Consider the following 23159-nt stretch of genomic DNA (forward strand, 5'->3'; position numbering starts at 1 on the left):
ACCAGCCTAGGAGGCCAACTGGTCCAGAAATGCCCGGACGGCGGGGGAGCAGTCGGCGGCGGAGGGGACGGCCAGGGCCAGGGACCGGGTGGTCGGCGGTTCCAGCGGCCGGGTGATGACCGCGCCGAGGTCGGCGGGCAGGCCCAGCGCCGGGATGATGCTGACCCCCAGCCCGGCCGCCACCATTTCCAGGATCGCGGCGGGTCCGCTCGCCTCGAAGGCGATGTCGAGCTGCGTCTTCGACTTCCGTGCCGCCGCCATGATCAGCGGCCGGCAGCCGGCCGTGGTCAGGATGAACGGCCGCCCGGCCAGGTCGGCGACGTGGACGGTCTCCCGCTCTGTCAGGGGGTCGTCGGCGGGTAGCGCGGCCACCATGTCGTGGGTGCTGAGCGGCACGGTGTCGAAGCCGGGGGCGGGCAGGGTGACGACGCCGACCTCGGCGGCCCCGCGGCGCAGCCATTCGCGGATGTCGTCGTCGACGCCCTCGAACAGGCGCACGTGGACCTGCGGGTAGCGGTCGGTGAACGCGCGCAGTAGCCGCGCGATGAGCGTTCCGGTGGCACTGGGCAGGCTGGCCAGGCGCAGCTCGCCGGAGATCTCGCCGGTGGCGGCCGCCACGTCGGCGCGGATGAGGTCGAAGTGGCGCAGCGCCTCGCGTGCCCGGTCGACCGCGCGGCGCCCGGCCTCGGTGAGGGCGATGCCGTCGCGGTGACGTACGAACAGGTCCGCGCCGAGCTCGCGTTCCAACGCGGCGATCGCGCGGCTGACGGCGGGTTGCGACATGCCGGTGTGGTCGGCGGCGGTGGTGAAGCCGCCGTGCTCGGCGACCGCGATCAAGGCTCTCAGCTGCGCCAACGTCATGGCGGCATACCCTAATTGATATTTGACCGGGGGTACGTCAGAACCCGATGGTTATGGCATGTCCGAGCGAATGATGATCGAGATCGACGGGCTGCGAGCCAGTTGTCTGACGGCGGGCGAGCGCGGTCCGGTGGTGTTGCTGCTGCACGGTACGTACTGGAGCCGGGTCTGGCAGCCGGTGCTGGACGAGCTGGGGGCCGCGGGCCTGCGTCCCGTCGCGGTGGACCTGCCGGGGCTGGGGCGGTCCGAAGGGGAGTTGACGCCCGCGACGGCGGCGGTTCCCGCGCTGGCGGCGTGGGTGGCGCGGTTCGCCACGGCGGTGGGCGCGGACGAGCCGCTCAACGTGGTCGGGCACGACATCGGCGGCGCGGTGGCCCAGCACCTCCTGGCGGGCGGCGAGGCCAAGGTGCGGCGGCTGGCGCTGGTCAACTCGGTCACCTACGACTCGTGGCCGGTACCGGGCGTGGCCCGCTTCCGCGACCCCGCCGTCGTGGCCGCGGTGACGGCCGAGGAACTGCTGGCCGCCCGCCGCACGGCCATCACCACGGCGCTGGCGCGGCCCGCGTCGGAGGCCGAGCTGGCCGACTACCTGGATCCCTGGAACGACGCACGCGTGCGGCGGTCCTGGATGGCCCTGGCGGGCGCGGCCGACAGCCGCTACACGCTCGACCTGGTACCCGCGCTCAGAGCCGACCGGACGCCGAAGCTGCTGGTGTGGGGCGAGGACGACACGTTCCAGGAGGTCCGCTACGCCGAGCGCTTCGCCGCCGAGATCCCCAACACCGCCCTGGTCCGCGTCCCGGGGGCGGGGCACATCCCGATGGAGAACGACCCGGCCGCGGTCGTCCACGCCCTGGTCCGGTTCTTCCAGGCCTGATCAGCGGCGACGTCTCAAGAACGGGTCTCGTCGAGGAGGTCGCGTCCGGCGTCGGCCGGTGGGGGAGCCGGGGGCGTGCGGCCGTCGAGCCGCTCACGGACGAGGTAGCGCTGGATCTTGCCGGTCGCCGTCGTCGGCAGCGACTCGACGAAGTGCACCGCGCGCGGCCGTTTGAACGACGCGAGCCCGTCGCGGCAGAACGCGACGACCTCCTCGGCGGTGACGGCGGAGCCGGGCGCGCGGACGACGGCGGCGACGGGCTTGTCCAGTCCGTCGCCGTCCGGCAGCGCGACCACCGCCGCCTGGGCGACGCCGGGATGCTCCAGCAGCCGCGCCTCGACCTCGCTCGGGGACACCCAGATCCCCCCGGCCTTGATCATGTCGTTGGACCGGCCGAGGAACCGGTACGACCCGTCCTCTTCGCGGACGTAGGTGTCGCCGGTGCGCAGCCACTCGCCCTGGAACACCTGCCGGGTCACCGCCGTACGGCACCAGTAGCCGGTGGCGATCGAGTCGCCGCGTACGAGCAGGTGGCCGGGCGTTCCGGGCGGGACGTCGGCGCCCGCGTCGTCGACGACGCGCACGTCGTACCCGGGCACCGGCACGCCGCTGCTGCCCGGCCGCACCTGGCCCGCGCGGTTGGAGATGAAGATGTGCAGCGCCTCGGTCGCGCCGATGCCGTCCAGGATCTCCACGCCGAACCGCTCGGCGAACCTCCGCAGGATCGGCGCCGGCAGCGGCTCGCCCGCCGACACCGCCGCGCGGACCGGCGCGAACGTCTCGGCGGGCAGCCCGGCGGCCAGCAGCGCGGCGTAGAAGGTCGGCACGCCGAAGAACAGCGTCGGACGCTCCCGCTCGACCAGCTCGGCGATCAGCGCCGGGGTCGGGCGGCCCGGCTCCAGCACGGCGGACGCGCCGACGGCGAGGGGGAAGAAGCAGGCGTTGCCGATGCCGTACGCGAAGAAGAGCTTCGGCACCGACAGGCACCGGTCCTCCGGCCGGATCCCGAGGACCTGCGCGCCGTACGTCTCAACGACCGACCGGATCGAGGCGTGCCGGTGCACGGCGGCCTTCGGCAGGCCGGTCGTCCCGGAGGTGTAGAGCCACAGCGCGCTGGAGTCGGGGTGGGTGTCGTACGGGTCGCCGCCTCCCTCGTCACCGGCGATCTCGTCGAGCCGGTGGCCCGCCGCCCAGGCGGGCGGGCGCGGCGCGTCGGGGCCGCTGAGGAGGAACGCGGCGAGCTCCGGCGCGGACTGCGCGGCCTCCTCGGCGGGCGCGGCGAACTCCGGGCTCGCGGCGAGGACCCGCGCCCGCGCGTCGCGCAGCAGCTCGGCCAGGTCCTTGGCGGTCAGCATCGTGGAGACCGGAACGGGGACCGCGCCGACGCGCATCGTCGCGAGGATCAGCGTGAGCAGGTCCGGGCCGTCGGCCATCGACAGCATGACCCGCTCTTCGGGCCGTACGCCGAGTTCGCGCAGGCCGGAGGCCGTACGGCGGATCCGGCCGAGCAACTGCGCGTAGGTCAGCGTGCCGCCCGTCCCGGTGATCGCGATCCGGTCGCCGTTCCCGGCCTCGACGTGCCGGTCGACGAGATACGTGCTGGCGTTGAACACCGGACTCACGCCCTCGGTCAGAGGTGGACGTACTCGTAATCGAACGGCTTGCCGTTGATGCCGTTTCGCGGCGGCTCGAGCCAGCTGGCGATCTTACCGGGCTCGTACACGGGCCGCATGAGAGAAGCGACGAACGCCTTGTCCGTCTCGGTCGGGAGCCAGGCGCCCTTGCGCGCCTCCCACTCCGCGTCCGGCAGCGGCTCGCCGTCGGGTGAGACGTTGACCTTCGCGAACGCGCCGACATACCGGTTGAACCCGCGGTGCGGCAGGCGCAGCCGGTGGGGGAGGCCGGAATCGGCCAGGATGCGGTTCCAGCGCTTCACGCCGCTCTCGCAGTCGGCGATGTACTCGTCGCGCAGGTCGGTGTTGAGCGCGGTCAGCGCCTCCACCTCCACCGTGGACAGCTCGCCGTCCACGACGGCGTCGACGTGCGCGCCCCGGTCGGTGAGCCGATGGTCGTCCTTGCGCCGCTCCTCCTGCCAGCGGCCCTTGATCCCGGCGGAGAAGTAGTTGGCGACGTTCGTCGACGTCTCCCCGCCGAACAGGTCCAGCGACACCGAGTAGTGGAAGTTCAGGTACTTCTGGATGACGTTGAAGGGGATCGCGCCGTGCGGCCCGGCGTCGTCGGTGTCGTGCTCGACCATGAGCCGCGCGGTGCGGCCCACGACGCGGTCGATGCCGGTGGTGCCCACGAACATGTGGTGGGCCTCTTCCTTCAGCATGAACTCGCAGGTGCGCGACAGCGGGTCGAAGCCGCTCTCCTTCAGCGTGCCGAGCTGGTACTTGCCGTCCCGGTCCGTGAAGTAGGTGAACATGAAGAACGACAGCCAGTCCGGGGTCTCCTCGTTGAACGCGCCGAGGATGCGCGGGGAGTCCTCGCTGCCGGAGTTGCGGCGCAGCAGCTCCTCGGCCTCCGCCCGGCCCTCCCGGCCGAAGTGGGCGTGCAGGAGGTACACCATCGCCCACAGGTGGCGGCCCTCCTCCACGTTCACCTGGAATAGGTTGCGCAGGTCGTACAGGCTGGGCGCGGTGTAGCCGAGCCGCCGCTGCTGTTCGACGCTGGCCGGTTCGGTGTCGCCCTGGATGACGATGAGCCGCTGCAGCTCGGCGCGGTACTCCCCGGGGACCTTCTGCCAGGCCGGCTCGCCCTGGTGCTCGCCGAACGCGATGCGCCGGTCGGGGCGCGGCTCGGCGAGGAAGATGCCCCACCGGTAGTCGGCCACGGGCACGTGCCCGAAGTGCGCCCACCCCTCGCGGCCGACGTTCACGGCGGTGCGCAGGTAGACGTCCTCGGTGGGCAGCTCCGGGCCCATCTCGGCCCACCACTGCCGGAACCCCGGCTGCCACGACTCCAGCGCCCGCTGCAGCCGCCGGTCGTCGGCCAGCCCGACGTTGTTCGGGATCTTCTCCTGGTAGTCGGGATGCACGTTCAGACTCGCTTCCGGTCGAAGCTCGCTCGTTTACCGGTGCCGTATTTGCTGAGGGCACCGTCGGGCCCGGAGGCGCCCGGCCGATTGAAGATCCAATTCTGCCAGGCGGAGAGCCGTCCGAAGATCTTGGTCTCGAGGGTCTCCGGCCCGCCGAACCGGAGGTTGGCCTCCAGGCCGGTGAGCGCGTCGGGGCTGAGCGACGCCCGTTCCTCGACGGCGATGCGGACCTCGTCCTCCCAGTCGATGTCGTCCAGCGCGAGGGTGACCAGGCCGAGCTCCTCCGCCTCACCGGCCTCGACGGGCCGCCCGCGCGCGTCGCGGATCCGCTCCAGCGCGGCCTCGTCGCCGTGGAACCGTGCGGCGAGACGGCTCAGGCCGTTCGCCATGGGGTAGGCGCCGAGGTTCGCGTCGGTCACCACGATCTCCGCCGGTTCGAGGAGGTACTGCCGGTCGCAGGCGAGGGCCAGTTCGAGCAGGGGACCGGCGAAGCAGCTGCCCGGCTCGATGAGCGCGACGAGGCTCCGGCTGGTGACGTCGAGCCGTTTCAGCGTCCGTTTGTAGTAGTGCCGGATCTCGTTGACCAGCCAGTCCTTGTCGCCGGTCATCGACTCCTCATACGCGAGGACCGCGTCGGCGTCGCCGACGGTCCGGATCGCCCAGGTGCCGCGCTCGGGCTCGTTGACGCGCAGCCACAGGATGAGGTCGTCGAGCTCGCGGGTCATGGCGAGGGGCCAGAAGTCCGCGTCGACGACCGGCGGGACGTCGCCCTCCGGGCCGCGCACCGTGATGGTGACCAGGTCGTCCGCGAACTCGGCCGTGACGTGCCGGTACGCCACGCGGTCGGCGGTGATCTCCGGTTCGAGCATGGGCAGGGAGACGCCGCGCTCGCCGGTGCGCGAGGACAGCGCCGCCGCCTCCCGCGCGCGCTCGCGGACGGTCTCCTCGAACCTGCTGCGCGGGATCGCCTCGTCGACCAGGTTCCACTCGACGGCGGTCCGGCCCTTGAGCCCCTCCGCCTTCGTGGCGAACACGTCGGCCCGGTCGCGGCGCACCTTCCGCTTGTCCGTGACCCGGGTCAGCCCGCCCGTGCCCGGCAGCACCCCGAGCAGCGGCACCTCGGGCAGGGACACGGCGGCGGACCGGTCGTCGACCAGGAGGATGCGGTCGCACGCGAGCGCGATCTCGTACCCTCCGCCGGACGCGGTGCCGTTCACGGCCGCGAGGTAGGTCTGCCCGGAGTTCTCGGTGGCGTCCTCGATCCCGCAGCGCGTCTCGTTGGTGAACTTGCAGAAGTTCACCTTCCACGAGTGGTCGGACGCGGCCAGCATGCGGATGTTGGCGCCGGCGCAGAAGACCCGGTCGTCGGCGCTGGTGATCACCACCGCGCGCACCTCGGGGTGCTCGAACCGCAGCCGCTGGACGGCGTCGTACAGTTCGATGTCGACCCCGAGGTCGTACGAGTTCAGCTTGAGGTCGTAGCCGGGGCGCAGCCCGCCACGCTCGTCGACCCGCATGACCAGCCGGGCGACCTCGCCGTCGAACTCGACGCGCCAGTGCCGGTACAGGTCGGGCCGGGTCTGGAACGAGACCCGCGGCTCGGAGTCGGACATCTTCGGCCTCCCTCCCGAGGCCATCATTCTAAGTTTTTCTGACGCCGCGTCTAGGTTTTGTAGAAAAACAGGCCGCCGTGGGCCCCGGGTTGGGCCTCCAAAATGTCAGTGTTCGAACGTATGATCGAACCATGGCCGAGAACGCGACGCTCGCAAGCCGTACCCGTCCCCACCTTCCCGCCCCCGAGGTGGCGGCCCTCGCCCTCTCGCTCGCTCACCTGGGCGCCGGTCCGCAGTCCGCCACGGCACGCCGGGCCCTGCGCCGTCTCTTCGACGACCTCGACCCGGCCGAGGTCGTCGGCACCACCCTCGAAACCCTGGCCCGCCCGCTCGACCCCGCGACGGCGCACCGCGCCCGGACCGCGGCGAGCGCGATCACCGCGCGGCTCGTCGTCCGCCTGCACTACGTCGACGCCAAGGGCAACGTCACGGTCCGCGAGGTCGAGCCGGTCACCTGCCTCGTGCACCGTGACCACTGGTACCTCGTCGGCTGGTGCCGGTTGCGCCGCCACATCCGCGCGTTCCGCTTCGACCGGATGCTGGCGGTCGAGAGCACCGACATCCCGGCGCGCCCGCACCGCGCGGACCGCTTCCTGCCCTTCCAGCCGCGCTCGTCCCGGACCCGGCCGGGCGCAGGGCCGGAGGGCACCGGCCCGGCCCGGAGCCGGGTCGTCCCGCTCCGGGCGCGCTGACAGCGCTCCGCCGCGGCGCTATTCCTGCGCCGCGGCGGCGTGGCCATCGTGCGTCGGACGCCGTACGGCCGCGCGGCAGGCGCAGGGCCTGCACGACGCGGTCGGTGATGGTGCGTCCCGCCGGGCGTCAGGCGTGGAGGCGGCGGGTGAGCTTCTTGCCGTCCGTGGCGGCGACGCCGACGCAGGTGACCGAGTGATCGCCCGCTCTCCACGACTCCGGCGAGGGGTAGTAGTACGACATCGCGAGCTTGTCGGCCGCCGGATCCCGCTCGAGCCGGGGGCGGGCGAACTTCCGGCAGCCGAGCTTCGCCTGGTTCTGCAGCTCGGAGTCACCCGGCAGGATCAGCCCCTTCAACCTGAAGACGGCCAGCACCTCGCCGTCGTGAGGCTTGTTGCACGGCACGACCTGAACGCTCTCCACGCTGTCCGCGGAGGAGTTGTCGTTGATGCACTCGCCGACGCGCATCTTCTTGACCTTCACGTCGTGCGTCTTGGTCACGGTCGGTGTGGGCTTCGCGCCCAGACCCGTGTTCGTGTTCGCCTTGCCGGAGCCCTTGCTGAGCGCGAGGCCGATCACCGAGAGCACTACCCAGAAGCAGAACAGCGCGATGCCGGCGATCGCCAGACCGCGACCGCGCTCGCCGCGCTCCTTGATCTGGCGAAGCGCGATCACGCCGAGGATCGCCCCTACGAGGGAGATGCACCCGATGAGGCCGGTGATGAGGCTGGCGATGGCCAGACCGTTGGTCTTGTTGCTCGCCGGCGGCTCGTAGGGCGACTGGTAGGCCGGCGGGCCGGGCGCGGGTCCGGGACCCTGCGCACCGTACGGGGGATACTGCGGTCCTCCAAACGCGGAATCAGGCGCGGAACCGGAGTTGGGTGGATAGGACATGGGGCGAGAGCTTTCCAGATCTTTACTCTCTTGGTGATTCTTTTTCCATACGGAACCGTATATTTTTTCAACTTCACTCGAGAACACCGGCGGCGCGCAGCGTGGCCTGCGCGGTCTCGTCCAGGCCGAGCAGGCCGGCGTACCGGGTGGTCACGCGGGAGCCGGGGCGAAGGCCTTCAGGAAGGTGTCGACGGCGGCGCGTGCCACCTCGCGCAACTCGGTGTCGGGGACCGGCCGGGTCCCGAGGCGGGAGCGCTTGTCCGCCGGGCCGCCGAGCAGGGCGGAGAACTGCTCCGCGGCCACGAGGGGATCCGTGAGGCTCAGCCGGCCGGCCAGCGCGAGACGCGCCAGCCGGTCGGCCAGGGACTCGGTGACCCGGTCCGACACCCCCTGGACGGTGTCGAGCAGGTCCGGGAACCGGGTCATCTCCGCGGACAAGAGCCGCCGTAGCGCCCGGGAGCGGTCGTCGCAGTGGCACTGAAGCAGGCGAAAGGCGACATCCTCCAGCAACGTCCGCAGGTCTCCGCCCTGGTCGGCGAGCCGCTCGACCACCGCGAGGTTCTGCTCCAGGGCGCTGTCGGCGAGGGCGGCGAACGTCTCGCGGAGCAGCGTCTCCTTGTCGCCGAAGTGGTTGTACACGGTGGCCTTGGCGACGCCCGCCTCGGCGGCGATCGCATCCACGCCGGCCTGGGCGTAACCCTCACGGGAGAAGACGCCGAACGCCGCGTCCAGGATCGCTCGCCGCTTGTCGATGCGCCCTCGCCCACGCGAGAGGCCCTTCCCTGCCAAGGTCACCGCTTCCGCCATGCGGACCATCCTACCGATCCGTCGGCTGAACCAGACTCGCGAGTCTGGTTTTTGATACTGTCCGGGGCGAGACGAATGAGTCCTTTAAGCTGGACTCATCGGTCTAGTTAGGGGCGACTTATGACGGAAATGCCAGGTCATCGCCTGGATTCAGGGCTGCGACGGCTGATCGTGGTGATCCTTCTAGGCGGGATGATGGGCATCCTGGACGGCACGATGGTCGCCGTCGGCATCGACACCCTCACCGTGGCGTTCGACGCCTCGCTGAGCGCGATCGGGTGGGTCTCCACCGGATATCTGCTCGCCCTGACCCTCACCATTCCCGTCACCACCTGGGCCGTCGATCGGTTCGGCGGACGGCGGCTGTGGCTGGCCGGCCTCTTGGTCTTCCTGGGCGGATCGCTGGCATCCGGGCTGGCCTGGAACATCGGCAGCCTGATCGTCTTCCGCGTCGTCCAGGGCGTCGGGGCGGGCGTCGTCGATCCGCTCGTCCTGACGCTGCTCGCCCGCGCGGCCGGGCCGCGCAGGGCGGCACGGGTGATGGCGCTGATGGCCGGAGTCCTGTCACTCGGCCCTGTACTCGGCCCGGTCGTGGGCGGGATCGTGCTGGAGGGACTGGGCTGGCGGTGGATGTTCCTCATCAACCTGCCGATCGGACTCGTCGCGTTCCTCGGCGCCCTCCGCCTGGCACCCCGTGACCCGGCGCCGGAGCCGACGGCATCCCGGCTCGACGTCATCGGGGTGGCACTGATCGCTCCCGGGTTCACGAGCCTGATGCTCGCCCTGTCACAGGCGGGCGAGCGGGCGGCGTTCACGGTCTGGCAGGTGCTCGCGCCGCTGACGGTCGGCGCCGTCCTCCTGATCGGCTACGCGGTGCACGCGCTGCCCACCCGGCGCACACCTCTCCTGATCGACCTGAGGCTGTTCACCCGCGGTGGCTTCGCGGCGAGCGTGACCGTCATGGGGCTCACCGGCCTCACGATGTTCTCCGCCCTGTTCGCGCTGCCGTTGTACTACCAGCAGGCGCACGGCCACGGCACGCTGACGGCCGGACTGCTGGTCGCGCCACTCGGGGTGAGCGCCGCGGTCGCCGCGCCACTGGCGGGCCGGCTCGCCGACCGGTTCGGCGCGCGCGAGATCGTACGGGCGGGCGCGGTCGTGGCCGTGATCGGCGCGCTCGCCTTCGCCGGGATCGGGGCACGCACGCAGGAGCTGTGGCCGACGCTCGCAGCCCTCGCGGTCGGCGCCGGACTCGGTCTGGTCGGGGCCGCCACGATGGGCTCGCTGTACCGCACCCTGCCCCCGCCGCTGATCCCCCAGGGCAGCTCCGTGCTCTACATGCTGAACCAGTTCGGCGCCTCGGTCGGTGTCGCGGTCGTCGCGCTCATCGTCCAGACGGCAGGGAAGGCCGACGTGATCCGCGGTCTCCACGGCGTGTACTGGTTCATGACCGCCGCGATCCTGATCATCCTCGCGGGCACCGTCCTGCTTCCCGGACGACCCGGAGCACGGCCCACCGCCCCCGCGTCCGGCCACGAGACGCAGACGGCCGACCTCACGCTCCCGGGCGCCTGATTCCCGACCATCCCCGGGATCGCGACGACGTCGAACCCGGACCCACTCCCAAGGAGACTCATCGTGCGGACCATCGTCATCTCGGGCGGCACGGACGGCATGGGCAATGCGCTCGCCCGCACGTACCTGAGCCGCGGAGACACCGTCGTCGTCCTCGGACGTGACGCGGGGAAGGGAAAGGACTTCCGGGCGGCCGCGGCGGAGGGCGGCGCCGGAGAACGGGCCGTCTTCCTCCAGGCCGATCTGAGCCTGGTCGCGGAGAACAGGAGGGTCATCGAGACGCTCACCGCCAGGTTTCCCGTCGTCGACGTGCTCGTACTCTGCGCCCGGCACTTCCGTTCCACACGGCGGATGACGGCGGAGGGCTTCGAGGGGACGTTCGCGCTGGAGTACCTGAGCCGGTACCTGCTCAGCCACGGTCTGGTCGCGTCGCTCGAGCGCGCCGACCGCCCCGTCATCGTCAACGTGTCCGGCCCCGCCGACGTCCCGGTCGGCGAGATCCGCTGGGACGACCTCGGGCTCGACCGGCGATACGCGGGGGTCGCCGCGCAACTGCAGGCCGGGCGTGCGAACGACCTGCTCGGCATCGCCTTCGCCGCCGCCCACACCGCCGGGCGGACCAGGTATGTGCTGGTCAACCCGGGCATGGTGGCGACGAGCTTCTCCGGCGAGTACGACCCGGCGACGGCGGCTCACGTCGCCATGATGAAGAGAATGGGAAAGCCGGTGGAACGGGGCATCGCCCCCATCGTCCTGGCCATCGACGATCCCCCCGCCGAACCGCTGAGCGCATTCGCCGAGGACCGGCGGATCCGTCTTCGGCCCCCGTTCTTCGACGAAGGCGCGGCGAGGCGGCTCCACGACCTCACACGCGGACTGCTGCCCGGCGGACCCGACACATCCGCGCGTCGCGCCGGGGCCGCCGGCGGAGAGGATCGATGACGGCGACGTCACCCCGGGACGCCGCCGTGCGGCGAGGATCGGCCGCTCCAGGACGCCGCTGTGCGGGGACGATCGATGACGGCGACGGTCACTCCAGGACGCCGGCCGCGCGGAGCGCCTCCTGCTCGGTCTCGTCCAGGCCGAGCAGGTCGGTGAGCAGGTCGGCGGTGTGCTCGCCGAGGCGCGGTGCCGGCGTGTGCACGCTGCCCGGTGTGCGGGTGAGCCGCGCGGGCAGTCCCTCGTGCAGGAAGGTGCCGGCCGCCGGGTGGGTGAGCGGTACGTAGAAGTCCCACGCGCGCAACGCCGCGTCGTGCTCGACGAGCGTACGGCCGTCGCGCACCGGGTAGGCGGGGACGCCGTTGCCCTGCAGGATCTCCGCGACGGCCTCGGCGGGCCGGGACCGCGTCCAGGCGGCGACGTGCTCCTCCAGCGCGGACTCGTCCGCCTTGCGCCCGGCCACGGTCGCCCAAGCCGGGTCGTCGGGCAGGCCGGCGACGGCCGCCAGGCGGGCGAACTCCTCGTCGGTCCGGACGGTGACGGCCACCCAGGTGCCGTCGCCGAGGCAGGGGAACACCCCGTGCGGGGCCATCCGCGGATGCCGGTTACCGAGCGGCTCCACGGTCTCGCCGTGGTCCGCGCGCAGGATCGCGTCGCCCAGGTGCGCGGCGGCGGTCTCCAGCTGGGCCATGTCGACGTGCTGCCCGGTGCCGGTGCGGTCGCGTACGGCCAGGGCTGCCAGCGCGGCCAGCGCGGCGTGGTGCCCGGCGATGATGTCGGCCAGGCCGTACACGACGCCGACCGGCCTCTCGCCCGGCTCTCCGGTGAGCGCCGTCCAGCCCGACAGCGCCGAGACCGCGTCGGCGTAGGACACGTAGTCGCGCCACGGGCCGGTGTGCCCCATGCCCGACATGCTCACGACGATGATGTCCTCGCGGACCTGGCGCAGCCGGTCGTAGCCGAGCCCGAGCCGGTCGAGCACGCCCGCCGCGAAGTTCTCCACCACGATGTCGCAGTGCGCGGCGAGCCGGAGCGCGAGGTCGCGGCCCTCCTGCGTGCGCAGGTTGACGGTGACGCTCTTCTTGTTCCGGTTGACGTTGTTGAAGTAGCCGCTCGTGTCGGGGTCGGTCTCGTCGGACCGGGACAGGTGGAACCCGGGGGAGAAGCGGGTCGGGTCCGGGCGGTGCCGGGATTCGATCTTGATGACCTCCGCGCCGTGGTCGGCGAGGGTCTTGGTGGCGTACGGCCCGGCGAGCACCCAGGTGAGGTCGAGGACCCGGATCCCCTCCAGGGCTCCCCGCCGCGGTTCGACCGGCGCGGCGTCCCGTGCCCGCCGTTCGGCTGCCGCGGTGACGGTGCCCGCCCGCCGTTCGGCGGCCACCGAGGCGGCGGGTCGGGTCGGCACGGCGGTCCGCTCGGCGGTCGCCGAGGTGCCGGGTTGGGCCGACAAGGCGGTCCGCGCCCGGGGTTCGGCGGTCGCCGGGGCGGCGGGTTCGGACGGCGCGATGTCCCCCACCCGTTCCGCGGCCACCGAGGCGGTGGGTTCGGTCGGCAAGGCGGTCCGCGTCCGCGGATCGGCGGTCGCCGGGGCGGCGGCTTCGAGCGGCGCGATGTCCCGCGCCCGGTCGGTGTCCGCGGAGGCGGCGTGCTCGCCGGGTTCGGGGACGCGCAGCCGGGCCGGCGGGGCCGCTCCGCGGACGCGGGCCGCGAAGCCCGCGTCGCGCGCCGGGCCCCAGGGGGTCGTGACGTCGACGAAGAAGCCGCGCTCGACCAGCTGGGCGTTGGCCGTCAGCTCCTCCGGGCGCAGCACCGCCGCCCAGGGGAGCCGCCGAGCCTGACCCTCGTGGAAGAGCTGGTCGCGCTTCATCTCGCCGACGATGGCCGCGAGCCGGTCGAAGATCTCCTCGCGGTGCCGGACCCGGTACACCGGGTCCTGCCACCGCTCGTCGGCCAGGTCGCCCGCCGTGCCGTTCTCGGTGAGCCAGGCGAGCGTGGCGTCCCACATTCGCGGGCTGCCGCCCAGGCCGCCGGCGATGAGGCCGTCCGCCGTGGCGAACAGCGTGTGCGGGGCCATCGGGTGCGTGCTGCCCGTCCGCTCCGGAACCCGGCCGGTGTGGATGTAGGTGATCGCGCCGAACTCCAGGCTCGCGGCGACCGAGGCCTGACCGGAGACGATCACGCGCTGCCCGCCGCCGGTGCGCGTGGCGATCAGGGTCGCGATCGCGGCGTTCAGCCCCGCGAGCTGGTTCGCCTGATCGCCGTACGGGCGCAGCGGCGGGCGGTCCGGCCGGCCGATCAGTGCGAGCATGCCGCCCGCGGCGGCGACGGTGAGGTCGGTCGCCGCCCATTCGGCGGCCGGGCCGTCGTCCCCGTACGGCGTCAGCACGACGTGGACGACTCCGCGTCCGGCGGCCGCCACCAGGTCGGCCGCGACCTGCGTGAGAGGACCGCCCCACGTGCCGTCCAGGATCACGTCGCACTGCGGCGCGAGCGCGAGGGCGTCCTCCGGCCGTACGGAGGACTTCCCGGCCGCCCGGTGCGCGAAGCCGACGGGGTCCGTACGGCGGGCCGCGACGCCATCGGACGGCTCGACGATCGTGACGTCCGCGCCGAGGCCGACGAGCATGCGCCCGGCGTCCGGCGCGGCGTAGTCGCCAATCTCCAGGACACGGATCACGCGAGCACCTTTCCGAGCGATTCCATCAGCTCATGGGGGAGGGTGTAGGAGCCGACGTGCTGGAGCAGGACGCCGGTGACCCCGAGCCGTTCCAGGCCGGCCATCCGGTCGGCGATCTGTTCCACCGTGCCGTACAGGCAGAACTCGTCCGCGAACCGTACGGCGTCGGCGTCGCTCACCCACGCGGAGCACACCTCGACGGCGTGCTCCCAGTCTTCCGCGTGCAGCAGGTCGGGACGGACACCGGGTACCTGGCTCGGGACCCGCACCTCGATGCCGGCCGCGGCGAGGGCGGGGCCGCCGCCCTTCTGCGCCATCGCGGCGCACACCGGCTTCAGCGCGGGCGCGTCCCGTTCGAGGTCGTCGGTGACCTGGCAGAAGGCGGAGACCGTCACCTCCGGCGGCGCGCCGTGCCCGCCGACGATGTCCAGGGCGTCCTGGACGCGCGCCGTCGAGGCCCCGGCGAGCAGGATCACGCCGTCGCCCAGCTCACCGCCGAGCGCGAGGTTACGCGGACCGCTGGCCGCGACGTGGATGGGGATCCCCGGCATCGTGTCGCGGAGCCCGGTCACGCCCGCGCGCAGCTCAGCGGTGGTGGACGACCGGAGGCCGACGGGCCCGACGGAGCTGTTGCCGACGCCGATCCCCAGCACGAAGCGGCCCGGCGCGAGTTCGGCGACGGTCCGCGCGGCGGCGGCGACGACGCTCGGATGGCGGGTCACCAGGTTGGTGACCGCGGTCCCGAGGCGGACCCGCTCGGTGCGCAGCGCCGCGCAGGCGAGCGCGGTGAAGGCGTCGCGCCACAGCGTCTGGGAGTCGGGCATCCAGACGTCGTCGAAGCCGAGCTCCTCGGCCCGCCGTGCGGCCTCGGCCACTTCGTCCACGGGGCGGCAGGGAGGCAGGCGGATTCCGACGCGCATGTCAGCCCGCCTCGACCATCGCGGTGTCCAGCCCGACCGGGCCGATCTTCGCCGAGCCGCCCGGCGAGCCGACGGGCTCCTCCCGCCCCGGCAGCGGCTCCTCGAAGAACCGCCGGTTGTCCAGCCGGTGGTCCGGGTCGGCGGCCCGGTCGGCGGAGATCGCCTCTTCCGGGCAGACCTCCGCGCAGGCGCCGCAGTCGATGCACTCGACGGGGTGGATGTAGAGCTTGCGCGCTCCCTCGTAGATGCAGTCGACCGGGCATTCCTCCATGCACGACCGGTCCATGACGTCGACGCATGCCGCGCCGATGACGTAGGCCATCTCACTTCCTCTCTGCGGGGCCGTCCGTGGAGTGCCCGGGGAACAGCTCGGCCTCCGGGTCGATGACGGTGGCGGCGTTGTTGACCGCCGTGGCGACCTCGCCGAAGCCCACCGCGATCAGCCGGACCTTGCCGGGGTAGTCGGTGATGTCGCCCGCGGCGTACACGCGGGGCAGGTTCGTGGCCATGTCGGTGCCGACCGCGATCCGCCGCGACCGGAGTTCGAGGCCCCAGTCGAGCAGCGGCCCGAGATCGGCGGTGAAGCCCAGCGCGGCGATGAGGGTCTGCGCCTTCAGCTCCCGCGTCGTCCCGTCGGGCAGGTGGGTGACCTGCACGGTCTCCAGGCCGTCCGGGCCCGCAGCGGCCGTCACCGCGCTGTTGACGAGGATCTCGACGCCCGCCTCACGGACGCGTCCGACGGTCGCGGCGTGCGCCCGGAACCGGTCGCGGCGGTGGACCAGCGTGACCGAGCGGGCCAGAGGCGCCAGGCTGTCGGCCCAGTCGAAGGCGCTGTCCCCGCCGCCGACGATCACGACGTCCTGGTCGGTGTGCTCGGCGAGCCGCCGCACGAAGTAGACGAGCCCCCGCCCGTCGAACGCGCTCGCGGCGGGCAGCGGCCGCGGGGTGAACGTCCCGATCCCGCCGGTGACGACGACCGCCCCGGCCCGTACGGTCGCGCCCTGGGCGCTGCGGACGACGGGCAGTCCGTCCTCGTAGGACAGGTCCACGGCCTGGTGACCGAGCAGGTACTCCGGCCCGTACGGCGCCGCCTGGGCCAGCAGGTTGTCGACCAGGTCCCGGCCGCGCACCGAGGGCAGGCCGGCGATGTCGAAGATGGGCTTCTCCGGGTACATGGCGGTGATCTGGCCGCCCGGCTGGGGAAGCACGTCCATGACCGCCACCCGCAGGCCGCGGAAACCCGCGTAGTACGCGCCGTACAGTCCGGCCGGGCCGGCGCCGACGATCAAGATGTCGACCTCGGTCGGCGGGCTCTCGTCCGTTGGCACCGAGATCTCGGCAAGCGTGCTCATGACAGGTGACGGTAAGCACGGCGGCGCGCCCCACCAACGGATCCGGTCCGGTGAGCAGGACGGCCCGCAGACCGGCGGCCCGGCGCGGCGAGGAACCGGCGGACCCGGTCCGGTGAGCGGAACGCCCGGTTCACCGGCGACGCCGCGCCGACGCCGCGCGACCCCAGGCGCGACCGTCGGCGGCCGTGGATCGGCCCAGTGGCCAGGGCCCAGTGGTCGGGGCGCGGTGGTCAAGGCGCGTTGGTCAGGGCGGCTCGCGCACACGGCGTCGACTCGGCAGAGACAGGGCGCGGTGGTCAACGCGACTCGGTCACGGCTGCTGCTCGGCCGGCCACAGGTCGATCGGCACCGTACGGACGCATCGGCCGTCGCGGCCCAGCAGCCGTCCCATGTGCTTGGACGTGCGCAGGACGACGCACCGGTCGTGGACGTCCAGCCGGGCGATCTTCCCGGACAGATGGGCCTCGAACGCGTACACGTCGGCGAGCCCGCGCAGCCACGCGTCGATGATCAGGTTGTGCGGCCCGGCGTAGATGCCGCAGGAGCGGACCTCCGGTATCCGGGCCAGCGCCTCGGTGGCCTCGCCGGCGCGCTCGGCCGGCACCGAGCCGAAGTAGACCGCCGAGACCGGCCATCCCGAGACCGGCCGCGACAGGTCGCAGCGCAGGTTGACGCGTGAGCCGATGAGGGCGTCCAGGCGCCGCCGTACGGTCGTCATGCTCGTGCCCGTGCGAGCCGCCAGGTCGCCGATCGGCATGCGGCCGTCGGTGCCGAGCAGGGACAGCAGCCGCGCGTCCACCTCCTGCCAGGGGCCGGCCGGCCGCCGCCGGGGGTCGGGCGCGGCCTGTTCCATCCGCGCGCGCTGGTCGCGGTCCAGGCTCCGGAGCCGCCAGCGGCTGCCCTCGGCGGGGACCAGCGTCGCCAGGTGCGTGCGGGTCGCCCGTACGCCGGGGACCGCCGAGACGTCGCGGGTGAGGTGACTCGCCAGTGAGTCGAGGTCCGTCGCCTGCACCGTCACGACGAGGTCGCGGGCGCCCGTGGTGTGCTTGATCGTGACCACCCGCGCGCCGGCCGCCAGTTCGGCCGCCACCCGGTCGGCCGCTCCCGCCTCGGTCTCGATCTCGACGACGGCGGTGACCGCGTGCTGGGCGTCCGTCAGCCGTGGGTAGGCGGTCACCCAGGCGAGCCCGCGCGACTCCAGCCGCCGCCACCGCCGGGAGACCGTCACCGGATCGACGCCGAGCACCTCGCCGACCAGCCGCCAGGGAGCACGCGGGTGAATTTGCAGTGCGTGCACCAGCTGACGATCGAGTTCGTCCAGCTCAGCGGCGGAATCCTGCGTCCTCATGGGTTGGCATGATGCTGCGTTTCCCACTCCGAAATCAACACAATCCTGCGTTGTCACCTCTCCGTCACCTGACGCGCCGGACAGTCGTGCGATCGGGACGGTCCCGGACGAACGATGCGGAAGGCGGCAACCCTGCACATGTTCCATTCCAGTACCAGTGGACTGCGCGTCGAGCGTGCCCGCCTCATCGACGGCACCGGCGCGGCGCCGGTCGACGACGCCGTCCTGTGCGTCGACGAGACCGGCGTCATCGCCTACGCGGGTCCCGCCGCCGGTGCTCCCGCCGCCGTACCCGGCGAGCGGGTGATCGACGCCGGCGGCCGTACGGTCCTCCCCGGATTCATCGACTGCCACGTGCACCTCGGCTTCGCGGCCGGGCGGCCGCCGGGAAAGCGGGGCGAGGAAGACCCGGTGCACCTGGTGTTCGACACGGCGGCGCGGCTGCGGATGACGCTGGACGCCGGCGTCACCACCGCCCGAGACCTCGCGGGCCTGCCCGCCGGGTACCGCACCGCGGTCGAGACCGGCCGCGTCGACGGGCCCCGGATCCACACCGCCGTCCGCGTCATCAGCCACACCGGCGGGCACGGCGACGTACGGCTGCCCGACGGCACCGACCTGAGCAGGGGCATGGCCGAGTTCGCCGACTCGGTGGACGAGGTACGGCTCGGCGTCCGCAGGGTGCTCCGGGAGGGCGCCGACCTGATCAAGGTCTGTGCGACCGGCGGCATGGGCAGCCCGTACGACCAGCCCGACGACGAGGAACTGCTGGAGGAGGAGATCCGCGCCGCCGTCGACGAGGCGCGCCGGCACGGCGGCAAGGCCGTCGCCGCGCACGCGCAGGGCACCGGGGGCATCCTCACCGCGCTGCGCGCGGGCGTCACCAGCATCGAGCACGGCTACGGCCTGGACGACCAGGCCTGCGACCTCGCGGGGGAGCAGGGCGTCTTCGTGGTCCCGACCCTGTCGACGGTGTACGCCGGCATCGACAAGGACGCGATGCCGGCCTACCACTACCAGAAGAAGGTCCGCTGGTCGGGCATCACCAAGACCAACATCGCCCGCGCCATCGAACGCGGCCTCCGGTTCGCGATGGGCACCGACGCCGCGGTCGGCCCGCATGGCCGTAACCTCATGGAGCTGAGCTACCTCGTCGACCTCGGCATGACGCCGATGGACGCGATCGTCGCCGGGACCCGCACCGCCGCGGAACTCCTCGGCGTCGGCGAGCGGCTGGGGACGCTCGCGCCGGGCAAGGTCGCCGACGTCGTGGTGTGCGCGGGGGATCCGCTCACCGACATCGGCGTGCTGGGGGAGCCCGCCAACATCCACTACGTGATCCAGCAGGGCGTCATCCGCAAGGCCCCGCCCGCCACCTCTTGACTACCCCTGGGGCGGCCGGGAGTCCGCCTGCCCACCGCACCACGCGAGGGAACCCATGACCCAGAACGTCGCCGCCGTCCCGAAGCGATCGGCCCTGCTCGACCGTGTGCTCGGCCGCATCGAGTGGGCCGGCAACAAGCTCCCCCACCCCGTCCTGCTGTTCGCCTTCCTCTTCGTGCTGGTCGCCGTTCTGTCCAGCGTTCTAGGCGGCCTGGGCACGACCGTCACGATCCCCGGTACCCACCAGACCAAGACCGTCCAAGGGCTGCTGACCGCCGACGGCGTCGTGTGGCTCCTGCAGAACCTGGTCCAGAACTTCGCCGGCTTCCCGCCGTTCGCGACCGTCATCATGCTGATCATGGCCGTGGGGCTGGCCGAGCGGAGCGGCCTCCTGGAGGTCGCGGTACGGGCCACGCTCGCGCGCGTCCCCCGGGCGGTCCTGCCGTACGCGCTGGCCATCGTGGCCTGCCAGGCGCACATGATGAGCGACGTCGCGAACATCGTCATCCCGCCGCTGGCCGCGATGGCGTTCAAGGCCGCGGGCCGGCACCCCGTCGCCGGGCTGCTCGGCGGCGTGGCCTGCGTCGGCGCCGGCTACTCGGCGGGCTTCACCGTCGGCTCCCTCGACGCCCTCCTCATCGGCATCACGCAGAAGTCGGTCGCGGTCCTGCCCGGCGCGTCCGGCGTCGAGGTGAACCTCCTCGTCAACTACTTCTTCACGGCCGTCAGCAGCATCATCCTCGGCCTGCTCGGCGGATTCCTGATCTCCCGGGTGCTCGAACCGCGCCTCGGCGCCTACGAGGAGCGGGACGAGCAGCCCGAGCAGGCCGACATCTCCTCCGAGCAGTGGCGGGGGCTGCGGGTCACCGGCGTCGTGCTGGCCGCCTACGTCGCGACCGTCCTGACCGCCTGGCTGTGGCCGGGCAGCCCGCTGCGCGGGCCGGGCGGCGCGCTGGTGCCGTCCCCGGTGCTGTCCGGGATCGTCACTCTGATCTTCCTCGCCTTCCTCATCGCGGGCCTGACCTACGGCATCGCGTCCGGGACCGTGCGCTCCGCCCAGGACGCCGTCACGATGTCCACCGAGGCCGTCAAGAGCATGGCGGGCTACGTCGTCCTCATCTTCGTCGCGGCCCAGGTCATCGCGCTGTTCAACTGGTCGAATCTCGGCCTCGTGCTGGCGGTGAAGGGCGCGGCGCTGCTGAAGTCGATCGGCCTCACCGGCCTCGGCGTCATCGTCCTGTTCGTCGCGCTGACCGCGCTGCTGAGCCTGTTCATCGTCTCCGGATCGGCGCTGTGGTCGCTGCTCGCCCCGGTGTTCGTCCCCGCGTTCATGCTGCTGGGGATGAGCCCCGCGCTCAGCCAGGCGGCCTTCCGTGTCGGCGACTCCGCCATGCACATCGTCACGCCCATGAATCCGTACCTGCTGCTGGCCCTGGCGATGCTGCGCGAGTACGAGCCCGAGGCGCGGTTCGGCACGATGATCTCCCGGCTGGCGATCTTCGCCCTGCCGTTCCTGGTGGTGTGGACCCTGCTGCTCGCCGTCTTCTATACGCTGGGCCTGCCTCTCGGTCCGGGCAGCGGCATCCACCTGCATTGACAGCAGCGGTCCGCTGAGCAGGACGATCGGCTGTCCAGGCCGAATGCCGGCTGGAATCGTCGCCGCGTGACAGGAGGGAAACGAACATGACCGTACCCGGTGAGGCGCTCGCCGAGGCGGCGCGGGCACTGGCCGCCGCCGAGCGCGACCGCGCGGCGATCCCGCCGCCGACCGAGACCTGGCCCGGCCTCGACACGGCCGACGCGTACGAGATCCAGCTGATCAACACGCGGCGGCGGATCGCCGCGGGGGAGACGGTGCGCGGCCACAAGGTCGGGCTGACCTCCGCCGCCATGCAGCGGATGCTCGGCGTCGACCAGCCGGACTACGGCGTGCTGTTCGCGTCGATGTTCACCGAGGACGGCGGCAAGGTGGCGGCGGCGGACCTCCTCGCCCCGAAGGCCGAGATCGAGATCGCGTTCGTCCTCCGGGACGAACTGCGCGGACCGGGCGTCACGGTCGACGACGTCCTCGCCGCCACCGACCACCTGCGCGCCGCGATCGAGATCGTCGACAGCCGGGTCGCCGACTGGCGGATCACGCTCGCCGACACCGTCGCCGACAACGCCAGCAGCGCCGGCGTCGTGATCTCCGAGCGCCGGGTGCCGGTCGGCGACGTGGACCTGGAGCGCGTCGAGGGGCGGCTGCTCAAGGGCGGCGAACTCGTCGAGCGCGGCCCGGGGTCGGCGGTGCTCGGCAACCCGGCCGCCGCGGTCGCCTGGCTCGCCAACACCCTCGGCGAGCGAGGCGTGTCCCTGGAGCCCGGCCACGTGGTACTCCCCGGTGCCTGCACGCGCGCGGTGGACGTGGTGGCGGGCGACGTCGTGACGGGCGACTTCGACGTGCTCGGCCCGGTCTCGGTGACGTTCGGCTGACCGTCCCGGGTCAGAGCTCGCCGGTGCATTTCTCGGTGTATCTCGGGTAGTCGGCCCACAGGCATATCCGCATGACGAGGTCGACACCGCCGACCACCTTCTTCACGGCCGGTGTCCGCACGTAGTCGCGGGTCGGGCTGTGGCCGGTGATGATCGCAGGGCACGAGTGCCACGGCCCGGTCCCGACCCGCCAGTCGAGCCGTACGCCACCGGTGCCGGCGTCCGAGCGGCCGCGTCCCCAGTAGTAGGTCGCGCCGTTGTGGTACGCGTACCAGGCCGAGCCGTGCAGGTAGGCGAAGTCGAGGGTCGGGTTCTCGCGCTTCGCGTCCCTTCCGCGCAGCTCGGACGCGTCGATCGTCGCGTCGGCGGCGGCATCCGCCGCACAGGTCGACCCGGCCGGCGCCGACGAAGGCGGTGGCCGCCGCTGCGACCGGCCCAGCGCGAACCAGACGACCCCCGCCGACACCGCACACGCGACCACGGCCCCGATGATCGGCAACAGGGGCCGGACCGCGGCCCCGGCACGCTCGACGTCGGTCGAGGTGTCGGCGCCCTTGTCGTCGGTCGAGGTGGCGACCGGCGACGTGGTCTCGTCGCTCCCGCCCGGTGCGTGCTTCTCCAGGACCAGGCGGTCGAGGGCGGCCAGCCAGGGGCCAGCCTCGGTGACGTCGCAGCAGCGCAGGATCGACGCGACGAACTCCCTCCGGTCGGTCATGGCGACGAGCCGGCCCGGGTTGCGGAAGACGTCGCTCACCGTGGAACTGGGCAGCCACCGGGGCAGTGCGAGGGCGCGTGCGCGGCGCTCCAGGCGCCGCAGGCTGAGCCCCGAATGACGGCAGAGGTCGCCCAGCAGACCGACGTATTGCTCGATCGTCTCGGCGGCGCCCGGATCGTCCGGCGTGAGCTCGGCCATCGTTGATCCCCCGTCGGATCGGTCCCCGAACCAGTCTTCACCAAGGCCCTGACCTGCGTCCGGGACATTCTCGGCCCGCTCCGGCCGACTCCGGACAGTGAATATCTTGTGACCCATCGGAGTCGTGCCCTCCAATCGGAACCGTGTTCAACCACCACCGGATCCGAAAGGAACACCCACGATGGGACGAGCTCACTCGCTCACGCTGAGCGCCGCGGCGGCCGTACCCGCCCTCGCCACGGCGTCGCTCGCCGCGATGCCGGGCCACACTGCGGTCCAGGCCCGCAACGTCGCGGCCGTGTCGTACGACACGGCCGTGCACACCGACGCCGCGACGACCATCACCCGCTCCCAGGTGCTCGGCCGGGCTGGCTGGTGGCTCAACAAGACGAACATCCCCTACTCCCAGAGCACGTGCTACACGCCCGCCGGGCAGCGGGCGTCCTGCCGGCCCGGCACGTTCCGGGCGGACTGCTCCGGGTACGTGTCCATGGCCTGGAATGTCGGCAACCTCACGGTCGGCAGCTCGAATCCGGCACTGACCCCCCTCGGCGGGCACGCCTCGAAGTCGCGCGAGATCTCCAAGTCCGCCCTGGCACCCGGCGACGCGTTCGCTTACTACAAGGGCCCGGGCGACGACGCGCACATCGCGCTGTTCGTCCGCTGGCAGGGCGGCGTCGGGGGCCCGGCCGTGGTCTACGAGCAGGCCGGCGGCCAGTCCGGCGCCCGCCAGCACGTCTGGTCGACGAACTACCAGCGCGGCTACCGCGCCTTCCGCTTCCTCGACATCCGTTAGGG

At 72.5% G+C, this 23159-nt stretch carries 20 protein-coding genes; 8 read left to right on the forward strand and 12 right to left on the reverse strand.

Annotation, left to right across the window (positions count from 1 at the left end; translation table 11 throughout):
• Positions 1-6 precede the first annotated feature (6 nt).
• Positions 7-861 carry a LysR family transcriptional regulator gene (locus ABEA24_RS20520; RefSeq protein WP_345432554.1) on the reverse strand — a complete coding sequence of 285 codons (855 nt, stop codon included), beginning with the start codon at positions 859-861 and terminating at the stop codon, positions 7-9.
• A gap of 58 nt (positions 862-919) precedes the next feature.
• Here ABEA24_RS20520 and ABEA24_RS20525 point away from each other — a divergent pair, with 58 nt between their 5' ends.
• Entirely contained in the window at positions 920-1738 is an 819-nt protein-coding gene (locus tag ABEA24_RS20525; RefSeq protein WP_345432555.1) for an alpha/beta fold hydrolase, read from the forward strand.
• A gap of 14 nt (positions 1739-1752) precedes the next feature.
• On the opposite strand, the gene ABEA24_RS20530 is transcribed toward ABEA24_RS20525, so the two are convergent.
• From ABEA24_RS20530 to boxC, 3 genes are read right to left on the reverse strand one after another with little or no spacing between them, the layout of a single operon-like run.
• Positions 1753-3360 (reverse strand): benzoate-CoA ligase family protein, encoded by a 1608-nt coding sequence (locus tag ABEA24_RS20530; protein ID WP_345432556.1) that lies wholly within the window; start codon positions 3358-3360, stop codon positions 1753-1755.
• A gap of 8 nt (positions 3361-3368) precedes the next feature.
• Positions 3369-4778 carry a benzoyl-CoA 2,3-epoxidase subunit BoxB gene (boxB, locus tag ABEA24_RS20535; protein ID WP_345432557.1) on the reverse strand — a complete coding sequence of 470 codons (1410 nt, stop codon included), beginning with the start codon at positions 4776-4778 and terminating at the stop codon, positions 3369-3371.
• A 2-nt stretch (positions 4779-4780) separates the two neighbouring features.
• Positions 4781-6391: a 2,3-epoxybenzoyl-CoA dihydrolase gene (gene boxC, locus ABEA24_RS20540; RefSeq protein ID WP_345432558.1), complete on the reverse strand. Its 1611-nt coding sequence runs from the start codon at positions 6389-6391 to the stop codon at positions 4781-4783.
• A 131-nt stretch (positions 6392-6522) separates the two neighbouring features.
• On the opposite strand from boxC, the gene ABEA24_RS20545 reads away from it, so the two are divergent.
• Complete coding sequence (locus ABEA24_RS20545; RefSeq protein ID WP_345432559.1) at positions 6523-7083, forward strand: helix-turn-helix transcriptional regulator; 561 nt, start codon at positions 6523-6525, stop codon at positions 7081-7083.
• 127 nt (positions 7084-7210) lie between these two features.
• Here ABEA24_RS20545 and ABEA24_RS20550 read toward each other — a convergent pair whose 3' ends face one another.
• Positions 7211-7975: a DUF4190 domain-containing protein gene (locus ABEA24_RS20550; RefSeq protein WP_345432560.1), complete on the reverse strand. Its 765-nt coding sequence runs from the start codon at positions 7973-7975 to the stop codon at positions 7211-7213.
• Positions 7976-8125: 150 nt separating this feature from the next.
• Complete coding sequence (locus ABEA24_RS20555) at positions 8126-8782, reverse strand: TetR/AcrR family transcriptional regulator (RefSeq protein WP_345432561.1); 657 nt, start codon at positions 8780-8782, stop codon at positions 8126-8128.
• A gap of 120 nt (positions 8783-8902) precedes the next feature.
• Between ABEA24_RS20555 and ABEA24_RS20560 the strand changes: the two genes are divergently transcribed.
• Positions 8903-10357 (forward strand): DHA2 family efflux MFS transporter permease subunit, encoded by a 1455-nt coding sequence (locus ABEA24_RS20560; protein WP_345432562.1) that lies wholly within the window; start codon positions 8903-8905, stop codon positions 10355-10357.
• 63 nt (positions 10358-10420) lie between these two features.
• Positions 10421-11299: an SDR family NAD(P)-dependent oxidoreductase gene (locus ABEA24_RS20565; RefSeq protein ID WP_345432563.1), complete on the forward strand. Its 879-nt coding sequence runs from the start codon at positions 10421-10423 to the stop codon at positions 11297-11299.
• 88 nt (positions 11300-11387) lie between these two features.
• Here the strand turns inward: ABEA24_RS20565 and ABEA24_RS20570 are convergent, their stop codons facing one another.
• From ABEA24_RS20570 to ABEA24_RS20590, 5 genes are all read right to left on the reverse strand, one after another.
• On the reverse strand, positions 11388-13973 hold the full coding sequence (locus tag ABEA24_RS20570) for a CaiB/BaiF CoA-transferase family protein (RefSeq protein ID WP_345432564.1): 2586 nt from the start codon (positions 13971-13973) through the stop codon (positions 11388-11390).
• The gene (locus tag ABEA24_RS20575) at positions 13970-14893 is read right to left on the reverse strand and encodes an LLM class flavin-dependent oxidoreductase (RefSeq protein ID WP_345432565.1); all 924 of its coding nucleotides are present in this window, start codon (positions 14891-14893) and stop codon (positions 13970-13972) included. Before ABEA24_RS20575 ends, ABEA24_RS20570 begins: the two co-directional genes overlap by 4 nt.
• 1 nt (position 14894) lies before the next feature.
• Complete coding sequence (locus ABEA24_RS20580; protein ID WP_345432566.1) at positions 14895-15215, reverse strand: ferredoxin family protein; 321 nt, start codon at positions 15213-15215, stop codon at positions 14895-14897.
• Between the two features lies 1 nt (position 15216).
• A complete protein-coding gene (locus ABEA24_RS20585; RefSeq protein WP_345432567.1) occupies positions 15217-16245 on the reverse strand; it encodes an NAD(P)/FAD-dependent oxidoreductase in 1029 nt (342 codons plus the stop codon).
• Between the two features lie 310 nt (positions 16246-16555).
• On the reverse strand, positions 16556-17593 hold the full coding sequence (locus tag ABEA24_RS20590; protein ID WP_345432568.1) for an Lrp/AsnC family transcriptional regulator: 1038 nt from the start codon (positions 17591-17593) through the stop codon (positions 16556-16558).
• 114 nt (positions 17594-17707) lie between these two features.
• Here ABEA24_RS20590 and ABEA24_RS20595 point away from each other — a divergent pair, with 114 nt between their 5' ends.
• The 3 genes from ABEA24_RS20595 (at position 17708) to ABEA24_RS20605 (ending at position 21448) form a co-directional block, all read left to right on the forward strand.
• Positions 17708-18976, forward strand: a complete 1269-nt coding sequence (locus ABEA24_RS20595) for a metal-dependent hydrolase family protein (RefSeq protein ID WP_345432569.1) — start codon at positions 17708-17710, stop codon at positions 18974-18976.
• A gap of 55 nt (positions 18977-19031) precedes the next feature.
• Positions 19032-20573 carry an AbgT family transporter gene (locus ABEA24_RS20600; RefSeq protein WP_345432570.1) on the forward strand — a complete coding sequence of 514 codons (1542 nt, stop codon included), beginning with the start codon at positions 19032-19034 and terminating at the stop codon, positions 20571-20573.
• 86 nt (positions 20574-20659) lie between these two features.
• Complete coding sequence (locus ABEA24_RS20605) at positions 20660-21448, forward strand: 2-keto-4-pentenoate hydratase (protein WP_345432571.1); 789 nt, start codon at positions 20660-20662, stop codon at positions 21446-21448.
• A 10-nt stretch (positions 21449-21458) separates the two neighbouring features.
• Here ABEA24_RS20605 and ABEA24_RS20610 read toward each other — a convergent pair whose 3' ends face one another.
• The gene (locus ABEA24_RS20610) at positions 21459-22361 is read right to left on the reverse strand and encodes a hypothetical protein (protein WP_345432572.1); all 903 of its coding nucleotides are present in this window, start codon (positions 22359-22361) and stop codon (positions 21459-21461) included.
• Positions 22362-22542: 181 nt separating this feature from the next.
• On the opposite strand from ABEA24_RS20610, the gene ABEA24_RS20615 reads away from it, so the two are divergent.
• On the forward strand, positions 22543-23157 hold the full coding sequence (locus ABEA24_RS20615; protein ID WP_345432573.1) for a hypothetical protein: 615 nt from the start codon (positions 22543-22545) through the stop codon (positions 23155-23157).
• Positions 23158-23159: the final 2 nt, after the last annotated feature.

This window comes from Actinoallomurus vinaceus, assembly GCF_039542055.1.
GTDB classification, from domain to species: domain Bacteria; phylum Actinomycetota; class Actinomycetes; order Streptosporangiales; family Streptosporangiaceae; genus Actinoallomurus; species Actinoallomurus vinaceus.